Source organism: Burkholderia sp. IDO3 (assembly GCF_003366075.1).
Classification (GTDB): Bacteria; Pseudomonadota; Gammaproteobacteria; order Burkholderiales; family Burkholderiaceae; genus Burkholderia; species Burkholderia anthina.
The window spans coordinates 1938145-1956570 of sequence record NZ_CP028962.1 but is presented as its reverse complement, the minus strand read 5'-3'; the positions used below and the strand labels follow the sequence as shown (position 1 = coordinate 1956570).

The window sequence follows — 18426 nt, the reverse complement described above, 5'->3', positions numbered from 1 at the left end:
CGGGTTCGCTCAGGATTCGAATTGGTCGAACGTGTGCTGCAGTTCGCGGTTGCGCGCGACACGGCGGTCGATCGCGGGGCCGAGGCGGTCGACCACGGCGGTGATCAGCAGGTTGAACAGGCAGGTGAGCGGCGCGAGCGAATCCCAGAACTGGCCGACGTCGGTTTTCACCTGCAACAGGTCGGCCGGCCATTCGCGCGCCCACGGGCAGTAGAGGTCGGTGACCAGCGCGAACGGCTGGCCGCGCTCCGCAGCCGCCTGGCAATAGCGGCGCGCGCTGCGCGAATACGCGCGCGTATCGGTGACGATGCAGTACGGACGCTCGAACTCGGAATTCAGCGAATCGACGTACGAGCCCGACTGCCCGTCGGAATAGAACACGCGCGGGCGCAGATATTCGAGATAACTGCTGAACGCATTGCTGATACCGCGGGTCGACTGGATGCCGAGGATGAACACCGCGTCGGCCTGCGCGATCCGGTCCGCGACCTGCGCGAACACCGGTTCTTCGGCGAGCCGGTACACGTGACGGATCGCCTCGAGTTCGCGCTCGAGCGACGACGCGAGCGTGCCGTCGCCGTGGATGTTGTCGGCGGCGCTCGCGAGCGTGCCGGTCGTGCGCCGATATTCGTCGAGACGATCGGTGATCATCCACGGACGGTCGCTGCCGCCGCGCAGTTCGCGTTTCAGGTCGTCGAGGTTCCGGTAGCCGACGCTGCGCAGGAAGCGTCCGACCGAGATGCCGCTGGTGCCGGTCTGTTGCGCGATCTGGTCGGCCGTTTCGAGCCCGAGCCGGTCGAGGTTCGCGAGCATGTAGCTCGCGATGCGCTTCGCGGTCGGCGTCAGCTCGGCAAAGCGGGATTCGACGGTATGGGCGAACGCGCAGGTCATCGGGCTGTTAGATCGTTGTCATCGGATGAATCGGTGTCATCCATCTAACAAAGCCAAAATCATCTGCGCCAGCAGATAAAAACTATGGTTTAACGGAGGGTGATAGGTTGGCGGACGTGTTCAACGACAGGATCGTGAAGTGCGGCAGCGATAATTATGTCTGTCAGGCATATTTTGCGTTTATCTCTGACAGGAATAATTTGCGTTTATGTCTGTCAGAGATATACTGCATTGATTGCCTACTGGGCCCACACCGTGAATCTTATCGTCAATACCCCCGGGCAACTGGGTGAAATCCTGTCGTCCGCGCGTCAGGCCAAGGGGCTGACGCAAGCCGAGGCGGCGACGCGCATCGGCGTCGGCCAGTCGCGCCTGTCGTCGCTCGAGAGCATGCGCACCGAAAGCCTGTCGCTTCGTCAACTGCTCGAATTGACCGCGCTGTACGGCCTCGAACTCAGCATCCGAACGAAGGACGGGCGCGACGCTGCCGACGTCGAGTGGTGAGCGGTGGGACGTAAATCGCACACCCGCGCACTGTCGATCTGGGCCAACGGCCGGCGGGTTGGAACATGGCGGATTCCCGCGCGCGGCGACATGGAACTGTTGTACGACACCGGCTGGAAGCAGTCCGATGTCGGGCGTCCGCTGTCGCTGTCGCTACCGTTCGGGGTCGGCGACGCGCCGTTGCGCGGCGCGCGCGTGAATCACTACTTCGACAATCTGCTGCCCGACAGCGATGCCATCCGTCGCCGGCTTGCGTCCCGGTTCGGCACGGCGACGATCGAGCCGTTCGATCTGCTCGCCGCGCTCGGACGGGATTGCGTCGGCGCGGTGCAGTTGCTCGGCGAGGATGAAACACCGGCCGGCCATGACCGGATCGACGGTACGCCGTTGTCCGACGACGAGGTGGCGCGCGCGCTCGATCAGGCGAGCGGGGTGGCGGCAGGTGCCGAGGACGACGACGATTTCCGCCTGTCGCTGGCCGGCGCGCAGGAAAAGACCGCGCTGCTGTTTCACGCGGGACGATGGATGCGCCCGCATGGCGCGACGCCGACGACGCATATTCTCAAGCTACCGCTCGGGCTGGTTGGCAACAAGCGCGCAGATCTTACGGCATCCGTCGAGAATGAATGGCTGTGTCTGGCGATCCTGCGCGCGTACGGTTTGCCGACGGCTCGTGCCGAAATCGTGCATTTCGGCGAACACAAGGTGCTGTCGGTCGAGCGTTTCGATCGCGTGCCGCATCGTGACGGCGGCTGGTTGTTGCGCTTGCCGCAAGAGGACTTCTGTCAGGCGCTCGGCGTGCCGCCGCATTTGAAATACGAATCGCAGGGCGGCCCGGGCGTGCCGGATCTGGCCGCCATCCTGCGTCGATCCGAGGCTGCGCAGCCGGATCTCGATACATTGTTCAGCGCGCTCGTCGTGTTCTGGATGCTCGCCGCGCCGGACGGGCATGCGAAGAACTTCAGCCTGCGCCTGCTGCCGGGCGGACGTTTCCGCCTCACGCCGCTCTACGACGTGATGTCGATCTGGCCGGTCGAAGGCGACGGTGCGAATCAGTGGTCGTGGCACAAGGCGAAGCTCGCGATGGCCGTGCACGGCAGGCGCAAGCACTATGCGATGCGCGACATCACGCGTCGGCACTTTACCGCGATGGCTGAACAATGCCTGCTCGGCGATATCGCGACGCCGATCGTCGACCGGCTGGTCGAGGCGACGCCGCAGGTGATCGAGTCGGTCGGCGCGACGTTGCCCGCCGGGTTTCCGGCGCGGATCGCCGAGCGCATTCTGGGCGGATTGCGCTTCGCCGCGCAGCGTCTCGACGACATGCCGCGCACGTGATGTCCGGCGCGCGCGCCCGACACCACGCCCGTCTTTCACTGCTGCATGTCCGGCGCTTCGCGCAGCCGCCAGATCGCATTGCACTGCTGGCCGCCGAGGCTCGTCGAGCGCAGCGTGATGACGGTGCCGGCCACGATCCGATACCAGAAATGCGCCATCAGTTCGGTGCCTTTGCGTTGCGCGTGCCCGTCGATCAGCACTTCGCACCGCAGCGGCGACGGCGAGCCGGACGGATGCGTGATGTACACGTTCAGACGCTCGATGTCGCGCGTCGCCGTGAACACGATCTCGTGATTGCCGCTGCCGACCAGCATCGTGCCGCCCGGCTCGTCGATCGCCTGCAGGTAGGCGCCCGCGCTTGCCTCGAGCGCGGCGGCGGTGACGGTCAGCCCGGCCGCGCGCACGTACTCGGTTGCCGCGATGCGGGCAACGATCGTATCGGACGGCGCCGTCGCGCCGTCCGACAGCGCGAACGGCACGCCGTCGCGCAACGCCGAGTCGACATGGTTCGCGTAGTAGCGCCAGCGGTCGAAGAAGCGAATGTCGCCGGTCATGTGCAGCGCACGGATCGGTTCGCCCTGATACCGCAGCGTCATGATGCCGTCGTGCGCGTCGAACGATTCGTGAATGCCGTTCTTGCTGACGAAGTTCTGCACCGGGTCGAGCAGCGCGGTTTCGCCGCGTGCGCCCCACAGGTGCAGGAACGTCGTATCGATCCCGAAGCATTCCTGGAAGTCGGTGCCGATGCGCGCGACGCAGTCGCGCAGGTGCGCCGCGTAGCGCGTCCATGCCGCGGCCGTGCCGGCCACGAGCCCGGCCTGCAGCGCACCGTCGTGGCGCGCCGTGACTTCGTCGACGACGAGACGCCAGTGATGGTCGCGCCGCTCGCCGATCAGCGGCGTGACGACGAACGTGCAGAAGAGCGGATCGGGGCACGCGTACAGGCGATCGTCTCCGATCTGCGAGAACAGGTCGAACGACGGCGCGCAGAACCAGATGTCCGCGTCGTACAGCGCGAGTCGGGTGATCCGCGGATTGCGCGCGCAATAGTCGGCGGCCTCGATGAAGCGGCCGACCGGCAGCGCATGCGCGCTCGATGCTTCGATCACGTCGACCGACTGGCTTTCGAGGATGCGCCGCTTGTGTTCCGACAGCCCGTAGCCGATGACCGCCACCGTCCCGTCGTAGCCGGTTTGCCGCAGCGACAGCAGGAACGGCACGAGCATTTCGTACCATGCGCGGTTGTTGTCGTTGATCGCCACGCAGACCGCGTGTCCGTTCGAATGCATGGTGCCTCCCCGTCGTGCGCGCCGGCTCAGTAGCCGACGTGGCGTTCGCAGACGACCGCGCCGCAACCGCGGCTGTCGTGATACGTGATGTGAAACTGCTTGTTGTCCCACAGCCACTGGAATACGGCCTGGTACACGCCGGACGTGGTCATGTCGTGCAGCACGATCTTCTTGCGCGCGAGCGGGCCGAACCGGTTCAGCTCGGCGAGCGTCTGCTCGTACGTATGCGTGGTGTCGATGAACAGCAGGTCGGATGCCAGCGGCTCCATCGCGAGATCGTCGGCGATCCTGAATTCGAAGTCGATCGACAGGTGCTTCGCCGCGTGCTTCAGCTCGTCCTGGATGTGGAAATACTGGTCGGTGATGTCGACCGACACGAGCCGCTTCGGCTGCGCGAGCATGAAGGCGGTCGTGGTCAGCCCGGTGAAGACGCCCAGCTCGAGGATGCTGTCGCATCCGGCGGCCGTGTCGGTATAGAAGTCGAAGCGCGACGGGCTGTCGCCGAGCCAGCCGATCGGTTCGATCTTGTACTGGAGAAACTCCAGCCGCAGTTCCTGTAGCGAGCGCATTGTGTGGTCCCCGAGCGAAGCGGTTTGGAAATGTGACGCGCCCGCGCGCCGGGTTGGCCGGCAGCGCGGGCAGCGGATGTTACTTGGCCAGCGTCCGGTACGACACGAGGTCGTTGATCGGCCCGATCTCCGGCCCCGTCGCGCCGGGGCGCGTCGCGACCTGCACGACCTTCTCGAACATGATGACGAACGGCGAGTTCGCGAGCACGGATTTCTGCAGCGCTTCATAGCGCTGCGCGCGCTTCGCGGGCGACGGCTCGACGAGCGCGGCCTCGGTGTCCTTCGTCAGTTGCGGGATGTCCCAGCTGTTGCGCCACGCGAGCATCTTGGTGGTCGACTGGTCGGAATTGTCCGGATTCCATGCGAAGCCGCGCGCATTGCTGTTCGGGTCCATGTAGTCGGGCGACCATTCGCCGATGAAGATGTCGTGCTGGCGCGCGCGGTACTTGCCGATCGCCTGCTTCGCATCGCCCGGGATCAGCTTCACGCGGATGCCGCCCTGCGCGAAGTTGGCCTGCAGCGCCTGCGCGATCTCGATGTACGGATAGTCGTTCGGCATGTCCATCGTCACGTCGAAACCGTTCGGCAAGCCGGCCTTCGCGAGCAGCGCCTTCGCCTTCGCGACGTTGAGCTTGTACGGGTTCGAATTCAGCGTGCCGAGGAAGCCTTCGGGCAGGAAGGTTTCGTGCACCTTGTAGGTCGTGCCGACGATGTTGCGCTGGATGCCGTCGTAGTCGACGAGCCACTTCATCGCCTGCTGCACGTCGGGCTTCGCGAGGTTCGGGTTCTTCGTGTTCAGGCTCAGGTACAGCAGCGCGGAGACCGGCCACGACGCGACCTTGATCTTGCCGGCCTTCGTCAGCGCGGCGAGGCTGTCCGGGCTCAGGTTGCGCGCGGCGTCCACATCGCCGTTCTCCAGCAGCAGCCGCTGCGCGGACGCTTCGGGCACGTGGCGCAGCACGACGCGCTTCATCGGGTACGGCGTGCGGTACTTGTCGAAACGCTGGAGCACGATGCTCTCGTTCGGCATCCACTTGACGAGCTGGTACGGGCCCGAGCCCGCATCGTTGGTCTTCAGCCAGCCGCTGCCGAAATCGTTGCCCTGCTGGTGCGACATCAGCAGCTTCTTGTCGAGGACCGACGCCGGGCACGCGCTCAGCACGTTCAGCACGAAGCTCGGCGCGTATTTGCGGTCGGTTTCGAGCACGAAGGTCTGCGGATCGACCGCGCGGACCTTCTGCATCACGTTCGCCTTCGTGAGACCGAGATCGGCGAGCACGCCGGCCGGGCCCTTGTCGAGCAGGATGGTGCGCTGCAGCGACCATGCGACGTCGTCGGCGGTCACCGGGTTGCCGGAGTGGAACGTGACGCCGGGGCGCAGCTTGAACGTGTAGGTGACGCCGTCGGCGCCGACTGTCCACGATTGCGCGATCTGTCCGTTGAAGCGCGTCGGATCCTTCAGGTCGACCCGCACGAGGCGTTCGTAGGTGTTCGCGACGTACTCGGACGGCACGAGCTCGTAGATTTCGCTCGGATCGAGGGTCGTGAATTCACCGAGCTGGGTGGCGACGACGAAAATGCCGGACGGCGTCGCGGCCTGCGCCGGCAGCGCCGGGGCAAGCGCGACGAGCGCGGCGCTGACGAACAGCCGGGACAGCAGATGCTTCATGCGGGCTCCATCGAAAAGGAATCGTGGTGCGATTCTCTCATCGACGGCCGCCCGGATGAAAATATTCGACAACGCGCGCACGACGGCGCGCAAAGGGGCGCGGGCAGGCCGGGCGGGCGCCCGGCGCCGGCGGCGCTCAGATCACGCAGCGCGCGATCGCGAAGCGCATCGCTTCCTCGGCCGGCTCGCTGCCGGAGCCGCGCACGACCTTGACGACCGAGCCGTTGGCCGACGGCGTCAGCGTGACGAAATACGAGCGCGAGCCGACGGTAATGTCGGTGACGCCGTTGTGCTGCGACTGCTCGGTGCCCGACAGGCGGCTGTCGAGGCAGTTGGCGATCGCGTAGGCTGGACGGGCCGACGACACGTAGATCATCGGCGCCGAACCGGATGCGGCCGAGTTGGACGAGGGCGCGGAGCCGCAGGCGGCGAGCAGGGCGGCGGGCAGGAGCAGCAGGAATCGTTTCATGATCGGAATCGTCGTGTGTCTCGTGTCGAGGCGGGGGCGCGGGGTACGCGAAACGCTGAGCTTCGCGACGAAACCGCCGGAATCGTGCCGTTTTTGACGGCCGATGCGGGCGGCGGCTGACGTCGGAGTATACCCGCGGCACTTGACGCGAGCGCCTGGCTGAAACGATTCGATACAACAAGCGCCCGCTGTCGCGCGGCGGCAGCGGGCGCTTCGGGCGGTGGCGAATCGACGCCCGGCGGCGTGACGGGCCGGGCCGGTGGCTGACCGGATTTTCCTGCGGGATCGGCGCGCGCTCAATGCGCGCCCGCTGCCGCCGCATCCGTATCGCCACCGCCCGCGCGCGACGGCTTCGTGATCCAGATCAGCGGAATGATCGCGACGAAGATGATCGCCGACACGTAGAAGATGTCGTTCAACCCCATCACCGCCGCCTGCGAATCGACCGACGCGTTGAAGAACGCGAGCGCCGCATCGGGGCTCAGGTGCAGCAGCGAGCGGGCCGCGTCGATCTGCTGCGCGAAGATCGGGTTGCCGGGGCTCGCCTGTTCGGTGAGCCGGACGTGATGCAGGATCGTCCGGTCGTTCCACGCGTTGCTGATCAGCGACGTGCCGACCGCGCCGCAGAACGTGCGGCCGAAGTTCGACAGGCCGGCGGCGGCCGGGATCTTGTCCGGCGGCAGCCCCGACAGGATGATCGCGGTGAGCGGCACGAAGAACATCGCCATCGGAATGCCCTGCAGCAGCGTCGGCAGTACGAGGTCCCAGTGCGACACATCCGAATAGAACATCGTGCGCATCATGAAGACGACGGCGAAGCCGATGAACGCGAGCGTCGCGAGGTAGCGCGGATCGGTGCGCGGCAGGATGCGTCCCATCACCGGCGTCAGCACGATCGCGAAGATCCCGAGCGGCGCGGTGGCGAGCCCCGAGTCGATCGCGCGATAGCCGAGATAGCCCTGCATCCACTGCGGCAGCAGCACGAGCGTGCCGAAGAACATCCCGTATGCAACCGAAATCGCGATCGTGCCGCCCGCGAAATTGCGCTGCGTGAAGAGCCGCAGGTCGACGATCGGATTGGCCGCGGTGAGCTCCCACACGAGGAAGAACGCGAAGCCGACCAGCGCGACGATGCCGAGCGCGACGACGACGGGCGAATTGAACCAGTCGAGATCCTTGCCCTTGTCGAGCATGATCTGCAGCGACGCGACCCACAGCACGAGCAGCACGAGGCCGACCGAGTCGATCGGCATGCGGCGCGTGGCCGATTCGCGATCGCGGAACACGAGCCACGTGACCGCCGCCGCGAAGAAGCCGACCGGAATGTTGATGTAGAAGATCCACGACCAGTTGTAGTCGTACGTGATCCAGCCGCCGAGCGACGGTCCCGCGATCGGGCCGACGAGCGCCGTCATCGACCACAGCGCGAGGGCCGTCGCCGATTTCTGTCGCGGCCATGCGCCGAGCAGCAGCGCCTGCGACAGCGGCGCGAGCGGCCCGGCGACCGCGCCCTGCAGGATCCGCGCGGCGAGCAGCGTCGGCAGGTTCGGCGCGATCCCGCACAGCCACGACGCGAACACGAACAGCAGGATCGACGTGACGAACAGGCGCACCTGGCCGAAGCGCTGCGTGAGCCAGCCCGTCAACGGAATCGACACCGCGTTCGCGGCCGCGAAAATCGTGATCACCCACGTGCCTTCGTCGACCGACACGCCGAGGTCGCCCGAAATCGTCGGAATGGCGACGTTCGCGATCGACGAGTCGAGCACGTTCATGAACATCGCGAGCGATACCGCGATCGTGCCGATCGCGAGCCGGCCGCCCGTCAGCGGGCCGGGATTGGACGGAGAGGACATGGCGTTCCTGCGTGATGGAAGGTGGTCCGCGCGGTGCGCTGCCCGGCGCGCACGAACCGCGAAGCGGACGGACGCACGCTGCCCGCGGGCGGCGCGCTCAGGCGGCGTCGTCGTGCGGCAGCGTGCGGTTCAGTTCAAGAGTCGAGTCGGCGGTGCGAAGCCGTGACGGGCTCCGGCAGGCGGGCCAGCGCCGGTCAGGAAGGCGCGACGCGCGTGACGCGTCGGCGGGCAGCGGGCACGTGGCTGCCGTAGCGTGTGGTGTCGTTTTTCATCGGCACAGGCTAACGATGCGGCGAACGGCGATCAACGCCTGCCCGCTCATTAATTCCTTTCGTCGCCCGCAACAATCCGGCCGGCACGGGCCGAATGCTGGCCGTGCGATGGCGGTTACGGCGCGCTTCGCCAGCCGGTGAAGACTTCCGTCAGGAACTCGACGAACGCGCGCACCTTGCTGTCGAGCGTCGCGCGGCGCGGATAGAGCGCATGCAGCTCGACGTCGTCGGTGCGGTGCCAGTCGGGCAGTACGATCTCGAGTTCGTTCTTTTCGAGCCGGTGCGCGGTGTAGTGCGTGGAGATCAGCGCGATGCCGCCGCCGCTCGCGGCCTGGCGCAGCACGGTGACCGACTCGTTCGAGATCAGCACGGGCCGCACCGGTACGTCGGCGACGTCGCCGGCCGCGTTGGTGAGCCGCAGCGTCAGGCCCGGCGCGTCGCGGCCGACGTACAGGATGTCGTGCTGCGCGAGCTCCTGCGGCGTTTGCGGCCGCCCGGCACGGTCGAGATAGGCCGGGCTCGCGGCGAGCTTCGCGTGCGACCAGCCGAGCGAGCGCGCGACGTAGCCGGAATCGGTCAGCGTGCCCGCGCGCAGCGCGACGTCGAAACCGTGCTCGACGAGGTCGAGCGGGCTGTTGTCGTAGATCAGTACGAGCTGGACGCGCGAATAGCGCCGGTGAAACTCGGCGAGCGCCGGCTCCAGCTCGAACAGGCCGATCGAGTAGGGCACCAGCACGCGCAGCGTCCCCTCGGGATCGGTGCGCAGCGCGCGCGCCTGGCGGTCCGCGTCGAGCAGGATCTCCTCGGCGCGCAGGCAGCGCTCGTAATAGTCGCGTCCGGCCTCGGTGACGGACACGCGGCGCGTGGTCCGGTACAGCAGTTGCACGCCGAGATCGTCCTCCAGCTGCTTGACCTTGCGGCTGACGCGGCTGAGCGCCAGGTCGAGTTGCACCGACGCGGCGGTAAAGCTGCCGCGTTCCACCACGCGCAAGAATATCCGGATGCTCTCGAAGTCCATACAGGTTGTTTCCGTGTTCGGCTTGCGCGCATCTTACCGTCGCCGGCCGAATCGTTTCATGTCGACCGCGTGATTATCCCGCCCGCTGCAATAACGCATCCCGTGCAGGCCGTAGTGGCCGCCGCCGCGCGACCGTATGCTCGCCGGATGAAATTCGCTCTCCCCAGCCTGCCGCCGTTCGCGGCGGTGCGCACCGCGTTGCGCGACGCATGGCCTGCGTTGCCGCCCGGCGCGCTCGGCTTCGCGCTGCGCAACACGGCCGCGTCGCTGCTCGCGCTGTACATCGCGTTCCGGATGAATCTCGACGACCCGAAATGGGCCGCGTCGACCGTATGGATCGTCGCGCAGGGCAGTCGCGGAATGGGGCTGTCGAAGAGCCAGTACCGGATTCTCGGCACCGCGATCGGCGCGGCCGTCGCGCTCGCGCTGACGGGCGCGTTCGCGCAGACCCCCGAGCTGTTCCTGCTGGCGCTGGCCGCGTGGATCGGCCTGTGCGCGGGCGTCGCGACGTTTCTGCGGAATTTCCGTGCGTACGCGGCGGTGCTTGCCGGCTACACGGCCGCGATCATCTCGATGGATGCGGCGTCCGCGCCGCAGCACGCGTTCGATATCGCGACCGCGCGGTTCCTGTACGTGGTGGTCGGCATCCTGTGCGGCGCGGCGTTCGAAACCGTGTTCGCGCCGGGGTCGCCGCTGCGCGATGTTCGTGCGCGGCTCGCCCGCTATCTCGCGCGTGCGGTGGCCGTCGGCGCGGAAGCGTTGCGTCGCGAGCCGAACGGCGCGGCCGTTCACCGGCTCTTCGCCGAAGCGCTCGACCTCGACACCGCGGCCGAATACGCCGCCGCCGGCGCGCCGCCGGTGCGCAACGCGATCGGCCACTTGCGCGCGGCGGTGCTGGGCGTGCTGGCGGCCCATGCGGCGGGGCAGGCGCTCGACGCGCACGCGGCGCGCAGCGGCGCCGTGCCCGATCCGCTCGTCGCCGATGCCGCGCGCGTGCTCGACGGTGTGGCCGCGTCCGGTGAGGCGGGGTCCGACATGGCGGCGCTGCGTGCGCGCGTGGACGACGCACTGCGCGCCGAGGCCGCCGAGCCGGCCGGCTCGGACGCCTCGCGCCTGCTTACGCTCGACCGGCTCGATGCCCTGCTCGCGGGGTTCGACCGTGCGTACGCGAGCAAGGCGCGGATCGACCTGCCGGTTCCGCCGCCGTCGCGGGTCCGCTACGCGTTTCATCGCGACGGGGTGCTCGCGGTTCACAACGGCATGCGCGCATTCATCGCGGTGCTGGTCGCCTCGGCGATCTGGATCGTCACCGCGTGGCCGTCGGGCGCCGGCTTCGTCGCGATCACGGCCGTGGTCGGCGCGCTGTTCTCGACCCGCCCGAATTCGGCCCGGGCCGCCATGGGCTTCCTGAAAGGCGCGGCCTGCGCGGCGGTGGCGGGCGTGGTCTGCAACTTCGTCCTGCTGCCCGCGGTGTCGGGCTTCGAGATGCTCGCGTACATCATCGGCGTGTTCATGATCGGCACGGGCCTCGCGCTGCGCCATCCGCGCACGGCCGCGCTCGGCAGCGCGTTCTCGATCTTCTTCTGGAATTTCACGTCGCCGGACAATACCGCCCGCATCGGCGATGCGGCGTTCCTGAACAGCGCACTCTCGACGCTGCTCGGCATCGCGTTCGGCGTGCTGGTGTTCGCACTGGTGTTTCCCGGCGATCCGGGCACGAGCCGGCGGCGTCTGCATCGCGCGGTGCGCCGCGATCTGACCGATATCGCCCGCAACCCGCGCAACTGGTCGGCAAGCGCGTGGCTGAGCCGCACCGCCGACCGGCTCGGACGCGAGCTCGGGTTCGCGGGCAGCGTGCCGCAGACGCGGATCGAGCGCGACATGCGCGAGCTGCTCGCGACCTGGGGAATCGGCGACAGCCTGTTGTCGCTCGCGGAACTGGCGGCGCGGGAGCCGGCGGTGCGCCGTGCGGCGGCCGCGGTGCGCGGCCGTGTCGCGCGGGCGGATTTCGCGCGGCTCGAACGGACCTGCGACGCCGCGGCGCGTGTACTGCAGCGACGCGTGGCCGATATCGACAGCGACGGCGGCCGCGCATTGCTGCGCGGCATCGTGCTGCTGCGACGGATCGCGGATGCCGCCGCCGCGCACGGCCATTTCCTGCGCGGACACGACGACTGAACGCCGCGGCTCGGGCGGGCCGCCGGCCCGGTCAGGTGAGCCGATACGCCGGGCCCGGCGTCACTTCCGCCGGCAGCGGCTCGCGGTTCAGTTCGAGCAGCGTGCGCTCGATCGTTCGCGTCATTGCGTCGAGCGCGAGATGGTTGGGGCCGTCGCCGAACGGCTCGGCGATCGCATGCGCAATGGCGTCGAGCGCGATCAGCGTATACGCGACGAACACGGTGACGAACGGCGTGGCCGCACCGATCGAATCGACGAGGCCGAACGGCAGCAGCACGCAGTATGCGTAGATGGTCCGGTGCAGCAGCACGTCGTACGAAAACGGGATCGGCGTCGACGCGATGCGCTCGCAGCCGCTCACCATCGACACGAGGTCTTCGAGGCGCGCGTCGAGCATCCACAGCCGCGTATCGGCGAGCCGGCCCGCGTCGGCGCGCGCGGCGAACGCCTCGCGCAGTTCGTGCACGATCGCGACCGGCGCGAACCGCGCGGCGGCGATGCGTGCGCAGGTATCGCCGTCGAGCAGCGCACGCAGGTCGTTGAGCGGATCGGTGCCGCGCAACTGGTGCTTCAGCGCATAGACGAACGCGACGACCTTGCGCACGAACGCCTGCCGCGACGCGTCGTCGTCATCGACCGCGCCATAGCAGAGCGCCTGCGACACCAGCGTGCGCGAGGCGGTCAGCACGCCGCCCCACAGTTGCCGCCCCTCGCGGTAGCGTTCGTAGCTCGCGTTGTTGCGAAACCCCGCGAAGATCGCGAGCGTGAGGCCGATCAGCGTGAACGGCGTCGGGTTCAGCGGCACCTTCTCGCCGAGCACGCGGCCGCCGCCCCAGACCGCGACGAGACTGATCGCGAGCGTCAGCACGAGCTGCGGCAGGATGGTCGGCAGCACCGAACCGTTCCAGACGAGCAGCATGCGCAGCCAGTGCTCGCGAGGCCGAACGATCATCGCGGCGCTCCGTCACGCGGCGGCCGGCACCGGCGCGGCCGCGCGATGCAGCAGCACGGGCACCGACTTCGACGTCGGCGTGTTGCACACGTCGCCGACGCTGTCGAGCGGCACCAGCGGATTGGTTTCCGGGTAGTACGCGCCGATGCAGCCGCGCGGGATGTCGTATTCGACGAGCAGGAAGCCGTCCGCGCGCCGTTCGATGCCGTCGTGCCACACGGTTTCCATGTCGACCCATTCGCCGGCCTGCAGGCCGAGCATCGCGAGATCGTCGCGGTTGACGAACACCACGCGGCGCTGGCCGTACACGCCGCGATAGCGGTCGTCGAGCCCGTAGACGGTCGTGTTGTACTGGTCGTGCGAGCGCGTCGTCATCAGCGTCATCAGACGCTCGCCGTGCAGCGCGCGGGCGCGCTGGATCGGCGTGTCGGTCGGCAGCGCATGCGCGATGAAGTTCGCCTTGCCCGTCGGCGTCAGCCATTCGCGGTCGCGCGACGCGACGCGCAGGTGGAAGCCGCCGGGCCGCGCGATGCGCGTGTTGTAGTCGTAGAAGCCGTCGAAGGTCGCTTCGATCGCGTCGCGGATCTTCGCGTAGTCGTCCTTGTACGCAAGCCAGTCGATCTTGCCGCTGCCGAACAGCGCGTGGCCCATGTGCGCGACGATCGCCGGTTCCGACATCAGGTTCGCGGAAGCGGGCTTGTTCATCCCGTACGACACGTGGACCATGCTCATCGAGTCCTCGACCGTCACGCCTTGCGGCACGTTGTCCTGCAGGTCGATCTCGGTGCGGCCGAGCGTCGGCAGGATCAGCGCGTCGTGGCCGTGGATCAGGTGGCTGCGGTTCAGCTTCGTCGTGATGTGCACCGAAAGATCGCAGCGGCGCATGCCTTCCCACGTGCGCGGCGTGTCCGGCGTCGCCATCGCGAAGTTGCCGCCGAGGCCGATCAGCACCTTCACGTGGCCGTCGAGCATCCCTTCGATCGTCTCGACGACGTCGTAGCCGTGGTGGCGGGGCGGTTCGAAGTCGAACACCTGGCCGAGCCGGTCGAGGAACGCCTGCGACGGCTTTTCCTCGATGCCGACCGTGCGGTTGCCCTGCACGTTCGAGTGGCCGCGCACCGGGCACAGGCCGGCACCGGGGCGGCCGATGTTGCCGCGCATCAGCATCAGGTTGGTCAGCATCTGCACGGTCGCGACCGAATGCTTGTGCTGCGTGATGCCCATGCCCCACGTCGCGATCACGCGCTCGCTGCGCGCATAGAGCTGCGCGAGGCCGTCGATCTGCTCGTACGGCACGCCGCTTTCGGCGGTCAGCGCGGACCAGCTTTCGTTGCGCAGATCGTCGGCGAACGCATCGAAACCGGCCGTGTGCTCGCCGATGAACGCGGTGTCGAGCACGCGCGGCGCACCGGCGGCGCGCGCGGCATCGTCGAGTTCGAGCACGCGCTTGGCCATCCCCTTGATCAGCGCGAAATCGCCGCCGATCGTCGGCTGGATGAATCTCGACGCGATCTGCGTGCCGGACATCGTCAGCATTTCGAGCGGGCTTTGCGGATCGGCGAAGCGCTCCAGCCCGCGTTCCTTCAGCGGGTTGATCGACACGATCGTCGCGCCGCGTTTCGCGCATTCGCGCAGTTCGCCCATCATCCGCGGATGGTTGGTGGCCGGGTTCTGGCCGAAGATCAGCAGCGTGTCCGCGTGCTCGAAATCGTCGAGCGTGACGGTGCCCTTGCCGACGCCGACCGATGCCGGCAGCCCGCGGCTCGTCGCCTCGTGGCACATGTTCGAGCAGTCGGGGAAGTTGTTCGTGCCGTACAGGCGCACCAGCAGCTGGTACAGGAACGCGGCTTCGTTGCTCGCGCGGCCGGACGTGTAGAACGCGGCCTGGTTCGGGTCCGGCAGCGCGCGCAGGTGGCGCGCGATCAGCTCGAACGCGTCGTCCCATGCGATCGGCACGTAGCGGTCGGTCTGTGCGTCGTACACCATCGGGTCGGTCAGGCGGCCATGCTGTTCAAGCTCGAAATCCGTCTGTTCGAGCAGCTCGGTGACCGTGTGCGCGGCAAAGAATTCGGGCGTCACGCGCTTGCTCGTCGCCTCGGCGGCCACGGCCTTCACGCCGTTCTCGCAGAATTCGAACGTCGACGCGTGCTGGCGGTCGGGCCATGCGCAGCCCGGGCAGTCGAAGCCGTCGGGCTGGTTCTGGCGCAGCAGCGTGCGGTAGTTGCCGCCGGTGACCTTTTCCTTGATCAGGTTGATCGCGACGGCTTTCAGCGCGCCCCAGCCGGCAGCCGGGTGGTGATACGGTTCGATGCGCGCGGCGGCGGATTTCTTTTTCATGATGCGTGTGTCAGGGTCGATGCATGGAGAGTACGCGCGGCGCTGCGGCCGCTGTGTGTACACCTCTTCGCTTCAAAAAAGAGTACAGTTGCGACGATTCAGGCAGTGCGGAGCGCAACTGTGTTGTTGAAGGGAAGTTGAAAGGGAGGCGCGTGAAGCGTTACGAACAACTGGCCGACGAGCTGCAGGCGCAGATCGAACGCGGCGTGTACCGGCCCGGCGAGCGGATTCCGTCGGTGCGGCAGGCGGGCCGGCAGCAGCAGCTCAGCGTCACGACCGTGCTGCGTGCGTACCTCGTGCTGGAGAGCCGCGGGCTGATCGAGAGCCGGCCGCAGTCGGGTTATTTCGTGCGGGCGCGCGTCGCGGCGCCGGCCGAGGCCGAGCTGCACACGTCCGCGCCGGCCGCGGAGCCGTCGGCGGTGGACGTGAGCCGGCTCGTGCTGTCGACGCTGCGCTCGATCGCGCGCGACGACGCGGTGCCGCTCGGCTCGCCGTATCCCGATGCGTCGCAGTTCCCGGTGCAGCGTCTCGCGCGCTACGCGCAGGCGATCGGGCGCCGCCGCACGCGCTGGGGCGTGATCGACGACCTGCCGCCGGGAAACCAGGAACTGATCCGCCAGATCGCGCGGCGCTACGCGGAGCGCGGGATCGCGATCGAGCCGGGCGAGATCGTGATGACGATCGGCGCGACCGAGGCGATCAACCTGTGCCTGCAGGCCGTCGCGCGGCCGGGCGACACGATCGCCGTCGAGTCGCCGACGTTCTACGCGATGCTGCACGCGATCGAGCGGATGGGCATGCGCGCGCTGGAAGTGGCGACGCACCCGGGCGACGGCATCGATCTCGACGCGCTCGAACGGATTCTCGAGCGCGAGCGCATCGCCGCGTGCATGGTGATGCCCAATTTCCAGAACCCGCTCGGCTTCCAGATGCCCGACGAACGCAAGCGCGCGCTCGTCGAGCTGCTCGCGAAGCACGGCGTGCCCGCGATCGAGAGCGACGTCTATCACGAGCTGCATTTCGGCGACACGACGCCGAGCGCGCTGAAGTCGTACGACCGCGACGGGCTCGTGCTGCATTGCGCGTCGTTCACGAAGAGCCTGTCGCCGCGCTACCGGATCGGCTGGGCGATGCCCGGGCGCTATCGCGACCAGGTCGAGAAGCTGAAATTCCTGAACACGCTCGCGACGCCGGCGATCGAGCAGCTCGCGATCGCCGAATACCTGAAATACGACGGCTACGATTTCCACCTGCGCCGGATGCGCAAGCAGTATGCGCAGCAGGCGAGCCTGATGAGCGCGATGGTGCGGCGTTTCTTCCCGGAAGGCACGCGGCTGTCGCAGCCGCAGGGCGGCTACGTGCTGTGGGTCGAGCTGCCGCCGCAGGTCGACGCGATGAAGCTATATGCGCTCGCGCTCGCGCAGCGGATCACGGTCGGGCCCGGCCACATGTTCTCGGCGACGAACGATTACCGGCATTTCATCCGCCTCAACTACAGCTATCCGTGGTCGCGGCAGATCGAGGATGCGTTGAAGGTGCTCGGGCGGCTCGCGTCGGAGTGCGCGGGGCGGTGAGCGGCGCGACGGTAGCCGGCGGCGGCCCGCTGCAGGCCGCCGCCGGCACGCATCACGCTGCGCGCTGCAGTTCGCGCTGCGCGGCGCCGGCCATGCTGCGCATGTCGAAGCCCGACGGGTGCTGGTACACGCGCAGCCCGAATTCCGGCAGCACCGCGATCAGGTGATCGAACAGGTCGGACTGGATCGCCTCGTAGTCGACCCATGTCGTCGTGTCGGTGAAGCAGTACAGTTCGAGCGGAATGCCTTCGGCCGTCAGCGGCAGTTGCCGCGCCATGCACGTCATGTCGCGGCGGATCCGCGGATGCCCCTTCAGGTAGTTCGCGACATACGCGCGGAACGTGCCGAGATTCGTCAACTGGCGGCGATTCGCCGGGCATTCGCCGGCCGCGCCGAGCGTGCCGTTCCATTGCGAGATCGCGTCGACCTTGTCTTCCAGATAGTCCTTCAGCAGCGTCAGGCGTTCGAGCCGCTCGATCTCGTCGTTGTCGAGAAAGCGCACGCTCGTCGCGTCGACGAACAGCGCGCGCTTGATGCGGCGTCCGCCGGCTTCGGTCATCCCGCGCCAGTTCTGGTAGCTCTCGGTGATCAGCTTCCACGTCGGCACCGTGATGATCGTGTGATCGAAGTTCGCGACCTTGACGGTGTTCAGCGTGATGTCGATGACGGTGCCGTCCGCGCCCGCCGACGGCATCGTGATCCAGTCGCCGATCCGCAGCATGTCGTTCGACGACAGCTGCACGCCCGCGACGAGGCCGAGCAGCGTGTCCTTGAAGATCAGCATCAGCACGGCCGACATCGCGCCGATGCCCGACAGCAGCAGGCCGATCTGCTTGCCGGTCGCGTCGCCGATCACGACGAGCGCGGCCGTGATGAACATCACGAGCTTGACGAGCTGCATCGCGCCTTTCAGCGACAGCCGCGGCTGGTCGCGCTGGCTCGTGCGATGCGCGTGTTCGAGCGCGGACAGCGTCGCGCTGATCGTCATCGACACGAGGAACGCGATCAGTGCGAACAGCACCTTGTCGGCGGCCTGCACGGCCGTGGCCGGGATGCCGGGCACCGTGCCGAGCCCGAGCTTGATCACGACGAACGGGACGATGCGGTTCAGCCACTTGAACGCGCCGAACTGGAACAGCGCGTCGTCGATGCGGGTGGCCGACAGCCGTGCGATGCGCGCGACCACGCGAAACAGCAGGAAATGAACGGCGGCGGTGATCACGCCGGCGGCGGCGATGAGGATGAGGGCGCCGACGAGCGGCGCAAACCAGGGTTCGTTCAGGGTCATAGGGGCAGCTTGGGTCCTTCTCGTGCATTGAATCGGCGCCGCGACGCGGCGTGTGCCCGGTGAAGGGCACATGAAAGGGACCGTGATTGTGCCATCGGGTTCCGGACGCGTGCCGCGAATGCGCCGCACGGCTCCCGAAGATCCTCACCGTTGCGCGGGCATCTTTCGGGCGCGCGCCGCGCAACATACTGTGTACTTGCCACGGGATGCCCGCTCGGGGCA

Annotated in this window: 14 protein-coding genes; 4 read left to right on the top strand and 10 right to left on the bottom strand. The window is 67.7% G+C overall.

Annotation, left to right across the window (positions count from 1 at the left end; translation table 11 throughout):
* Window positions 1-9: 9 nt before the first annotated feature.
* Window positions 10-891 (bottom strand): MurR/RpiR family transcriptional regulator, encoded by an 882-nt coding sequence (locus DCN14_RS08970; protein WP_096499857.1) that lies wholly within the window; start codon window positions 889-891, stop codon window positions 10-12.
* 255 nt (window positions 892-1146) lie between these two features.
* Here DCN14_RS08970 and DCN14_RS08965 point away from each other — a divergent pair, with 255 nt between their 5' ends.
* Entirely contained in the window at window positions 1147-1395 is a 249-nt protein-coding gene (locus tag DCN14_RS08965; protein WP_096499855.1) for a helix-turn-helix transcriptional regulator, read from the top strand.
* A 3-nt stretch (window positions 1396-1398) separates the two neighbouring features.
* On the top strand, window positions 1399-2733 hold the full coding sequence (locus DCN14_RS08960) for a type II toxin-antitoxin system HipA family toxin (protein WP_096499853.1): 1335 nt from the start codon (window positions 1399-1401) through the stop codon (window positions 2731-2733).
* A gap of 35 nt (window positions 2734-2768) precedes the next feature.
* On the opposite strand, the gene DCN14_RS08955 is transcribed toward DCN14_RS08960, so the two are convergent.
* From DCN14_RS08955 to DCN14_RS08930, 6 genes are all read right to left on the bottom strand, one after another.
* On the bottom strand, window positions 2769-4022 hold the full coding sequence (locus DCN14_RS08955; RefSeq protein ID WP_096499851.1) for a hypothetical protein: 1254 nt from the start codon (window positions 4020-4022) through the stop codon (window positions 2769-2771).
* Between the two features lie 26 nt (window positions 4023-4048).
* A complete protein-coding gene (locus tag DCN14_RS08950) occupies window positions 4049-4591 on the bottom strand; it encodes a class I SAM-dependent methyltransferase (protein ID WP_096499849.1) in 543 nt (180 codons plus the stop codon).
* 79 nt (window positions 4592-4670) lie between these two features.
* Window positions 4671-6260 carry an ABC transporter substrate-binding protein gene (locus DCN14_RS08945; RefSeq protein ID WP_096499847.1) on the bottom strand — a complete coding sequence of 530 codons (1590 nt, stop codon included), beginning with the start codon at window positions 6258-6260 and terminating at the stop codon, window positions 4671-4673.
* Window positions 6261-6396: 136 nt separating this feature from the next.
* On the bottom strand, window positions 6397-6729 hold the full coding sequence (locus DCN14_RS08940) for a sugar ABC transporter ATPase (RefSeq protein WP_096499845.1): 333 nt from the start codon (window positions 6727-6729) through the stop codon (window positions 6397-6399).
* Between the two features lie 296 nt (window positions 6730-7025).
* Window positions 7026-8585 (bottom strand): DHA2 family efflux MFS transporter permease subunit, encoded by a 1560-nt coding sequence (locus DCN14_RS08935; protein ID WP_096499843.1) that lies wholly within the window; start codon window positions 8583-8585, stop codon window positions 7026-7028.
* Window positions 8586-8972: 387 nt separating this feature from the next.
* Window positions 8973-9875 (bottom strand): LysR family transcriptional regulator, encoded by a 903-nt coding sequence (locus DCN14_RS08930; RefSeq protein WP_096499841.1) that lies wholly within the window; start codon window positions 9873-9875, stop codon window positions 8973-8975.
* Between the two features lie 147 nt (window positions 9876-10022).
* Between DCN14_RS08930 and DCN14_RS08925 the strand changes: the two genes are divergently transcribed.
* Window positions 10023-12053, top strand: coding sequence for an FUSC family protein (locus tag DCN14_RS08925; RefSeq protein WP_096499839.1), 2031 nt, complete (start codon window positions 10023-10025; stop codon window positions 12051-12053).
* A gap of 31 nt (window positions 12054-12084) precedes the next feature.
* On the opposite strand, the gene DCN14_RS08920 is transcribed toward DCN14_RS08925, so the two are convergent.
* Window positions 12085-13005, bottom strand: coding sequence for a bestrophin family ion channel (locus DCN14_RS08920; RefSeq protein WP_096499837.1), 921 nt, complete (start codon window positions 13003-13005; stop codon window positions 12085-12087).
* Window positions 13006-13017: 12 nt separating this feature from the next.
* On the bottom strand, window positions 13018-15342 hold the full coding sequence (locus DCN14_RS08915; RefSeq protein ID WP_096499835.1) for an FdhF/YdeP family oxidoreductase: 2325 nt from the start codon (window positions 15340-15342) through the stop codon (window positions 13018-13020).
* Window positions 15343-15494: 152 nt separating this feature from the next.
* Between DCN14_RS08915 and DCN14_RS08905 the strand changes: the two genes are divergently transcribed.
* Window positions 15495-16916 carry a PLP-dependent aminotransferase family protein gene (locus DCN14_RS08905; RefSeq protein WP_096499833.1) on the top strand — a complete coding sequence of 474 codons (1422 nt, stop codon included), beginning with the start codon at window positions 15495-15497 and terminating at the stop codon, window positions 16914-16916.
* Between the two features lie 52 nt (window positions 16917-16968).
* Here the strand turns inward: DCN14_RS08905 and DCN14_RS08900 are convergent, their stop codons facing one another.
* Window positions 16969-18204, bottom strand: a complete 1236-nt coding sequence (locus DCN14_RS08900) for a mechanosensitive ion channel family protein (protein ID WP_096499831.1) — start codon at window positions 18202-18204, stop codon at window positions 16969-16971.
* Window positions 18205-18426 lie beyond the last annotated feature (222 nt).

Coding starts and splice junctions, on each gene's coding strand:
- DCN14_RS08970 (WP_096499857.1), bottom strand. CDS start 891: ATGACCTGCGCGTTCGCCCATACCGTCGAATCCCGCTTTGCCGAGCTG.
- DCN14_RS08955 (WP_096499851.1), bottom strand. CDS start 4,022: ATGCATTCGAACGGACACGCGGTCTGCGTGGCGATCAACGACAACAAC.
- DCN14_RS08950 (WP_096499849.1), bottom strand. CDS start 4,591: ATGCGCTCGCTACAGGAACTGCGGCTGGAGTTTCTCCAGTACAAGATC.
- DCN14_RS08945 (WP_096499847.1), bottom strand. CDS start 6,260: ATGAAGCATCTGCTGTCCCGGCTGTTCGTCAGCGCCGCGCTCGTCGCG.
- DCN14_RS08940 (WP_096499845.1), bottom strand. CDS start 6,729: ATGAAACGATTCCTGCTGCTCCTGCCCGCCGCCCTGCTCGCCGCCTGC.
- DCN14_RS08935 (WP_096499843.1), bottom strand. CDS start 8,585: ATGTCCTCTCCGTCCAATCCCGGCCCGCTGACGGGCGGCCGGCTCGCG.
- DCN14_RS08930 (WP_096499841.1), bottom strand. CDS start 9,875: ATGGACTTCGAGAGCATCCGGATATTCTTGCGCGTGGTGGAACGCGGC.
- DCN14_RS08925 (WP_096499839.1), top strand. CDS start 10,023: ATGAAATTCGCTCTCCCCAGCCTGCCGCCGTTCGCGGCGGTGCGCACC.
- DCN14_RS08920 (WP_096499837.1), bottom strand. CDS start 13,005: ATGATCGTTCGGCCTCGCGAGCACTGGCTGCGCATGCTGCTCGTCTGG.
- DCN14_RS08915 (WP_096499835.1), bottom strand. CDS start 15,342: ATGAAAAAGAAATCCGCCGCCGCGCGCATCGAACCGTATCACCACCCG.
- DCN14_RS08900 (WP_096499831.1), bottom strand. CDS start 18,204: ATGACCCTGAACGAACCCTGGTTTGCGCCGCTCGTCGGCGCCCTCATC.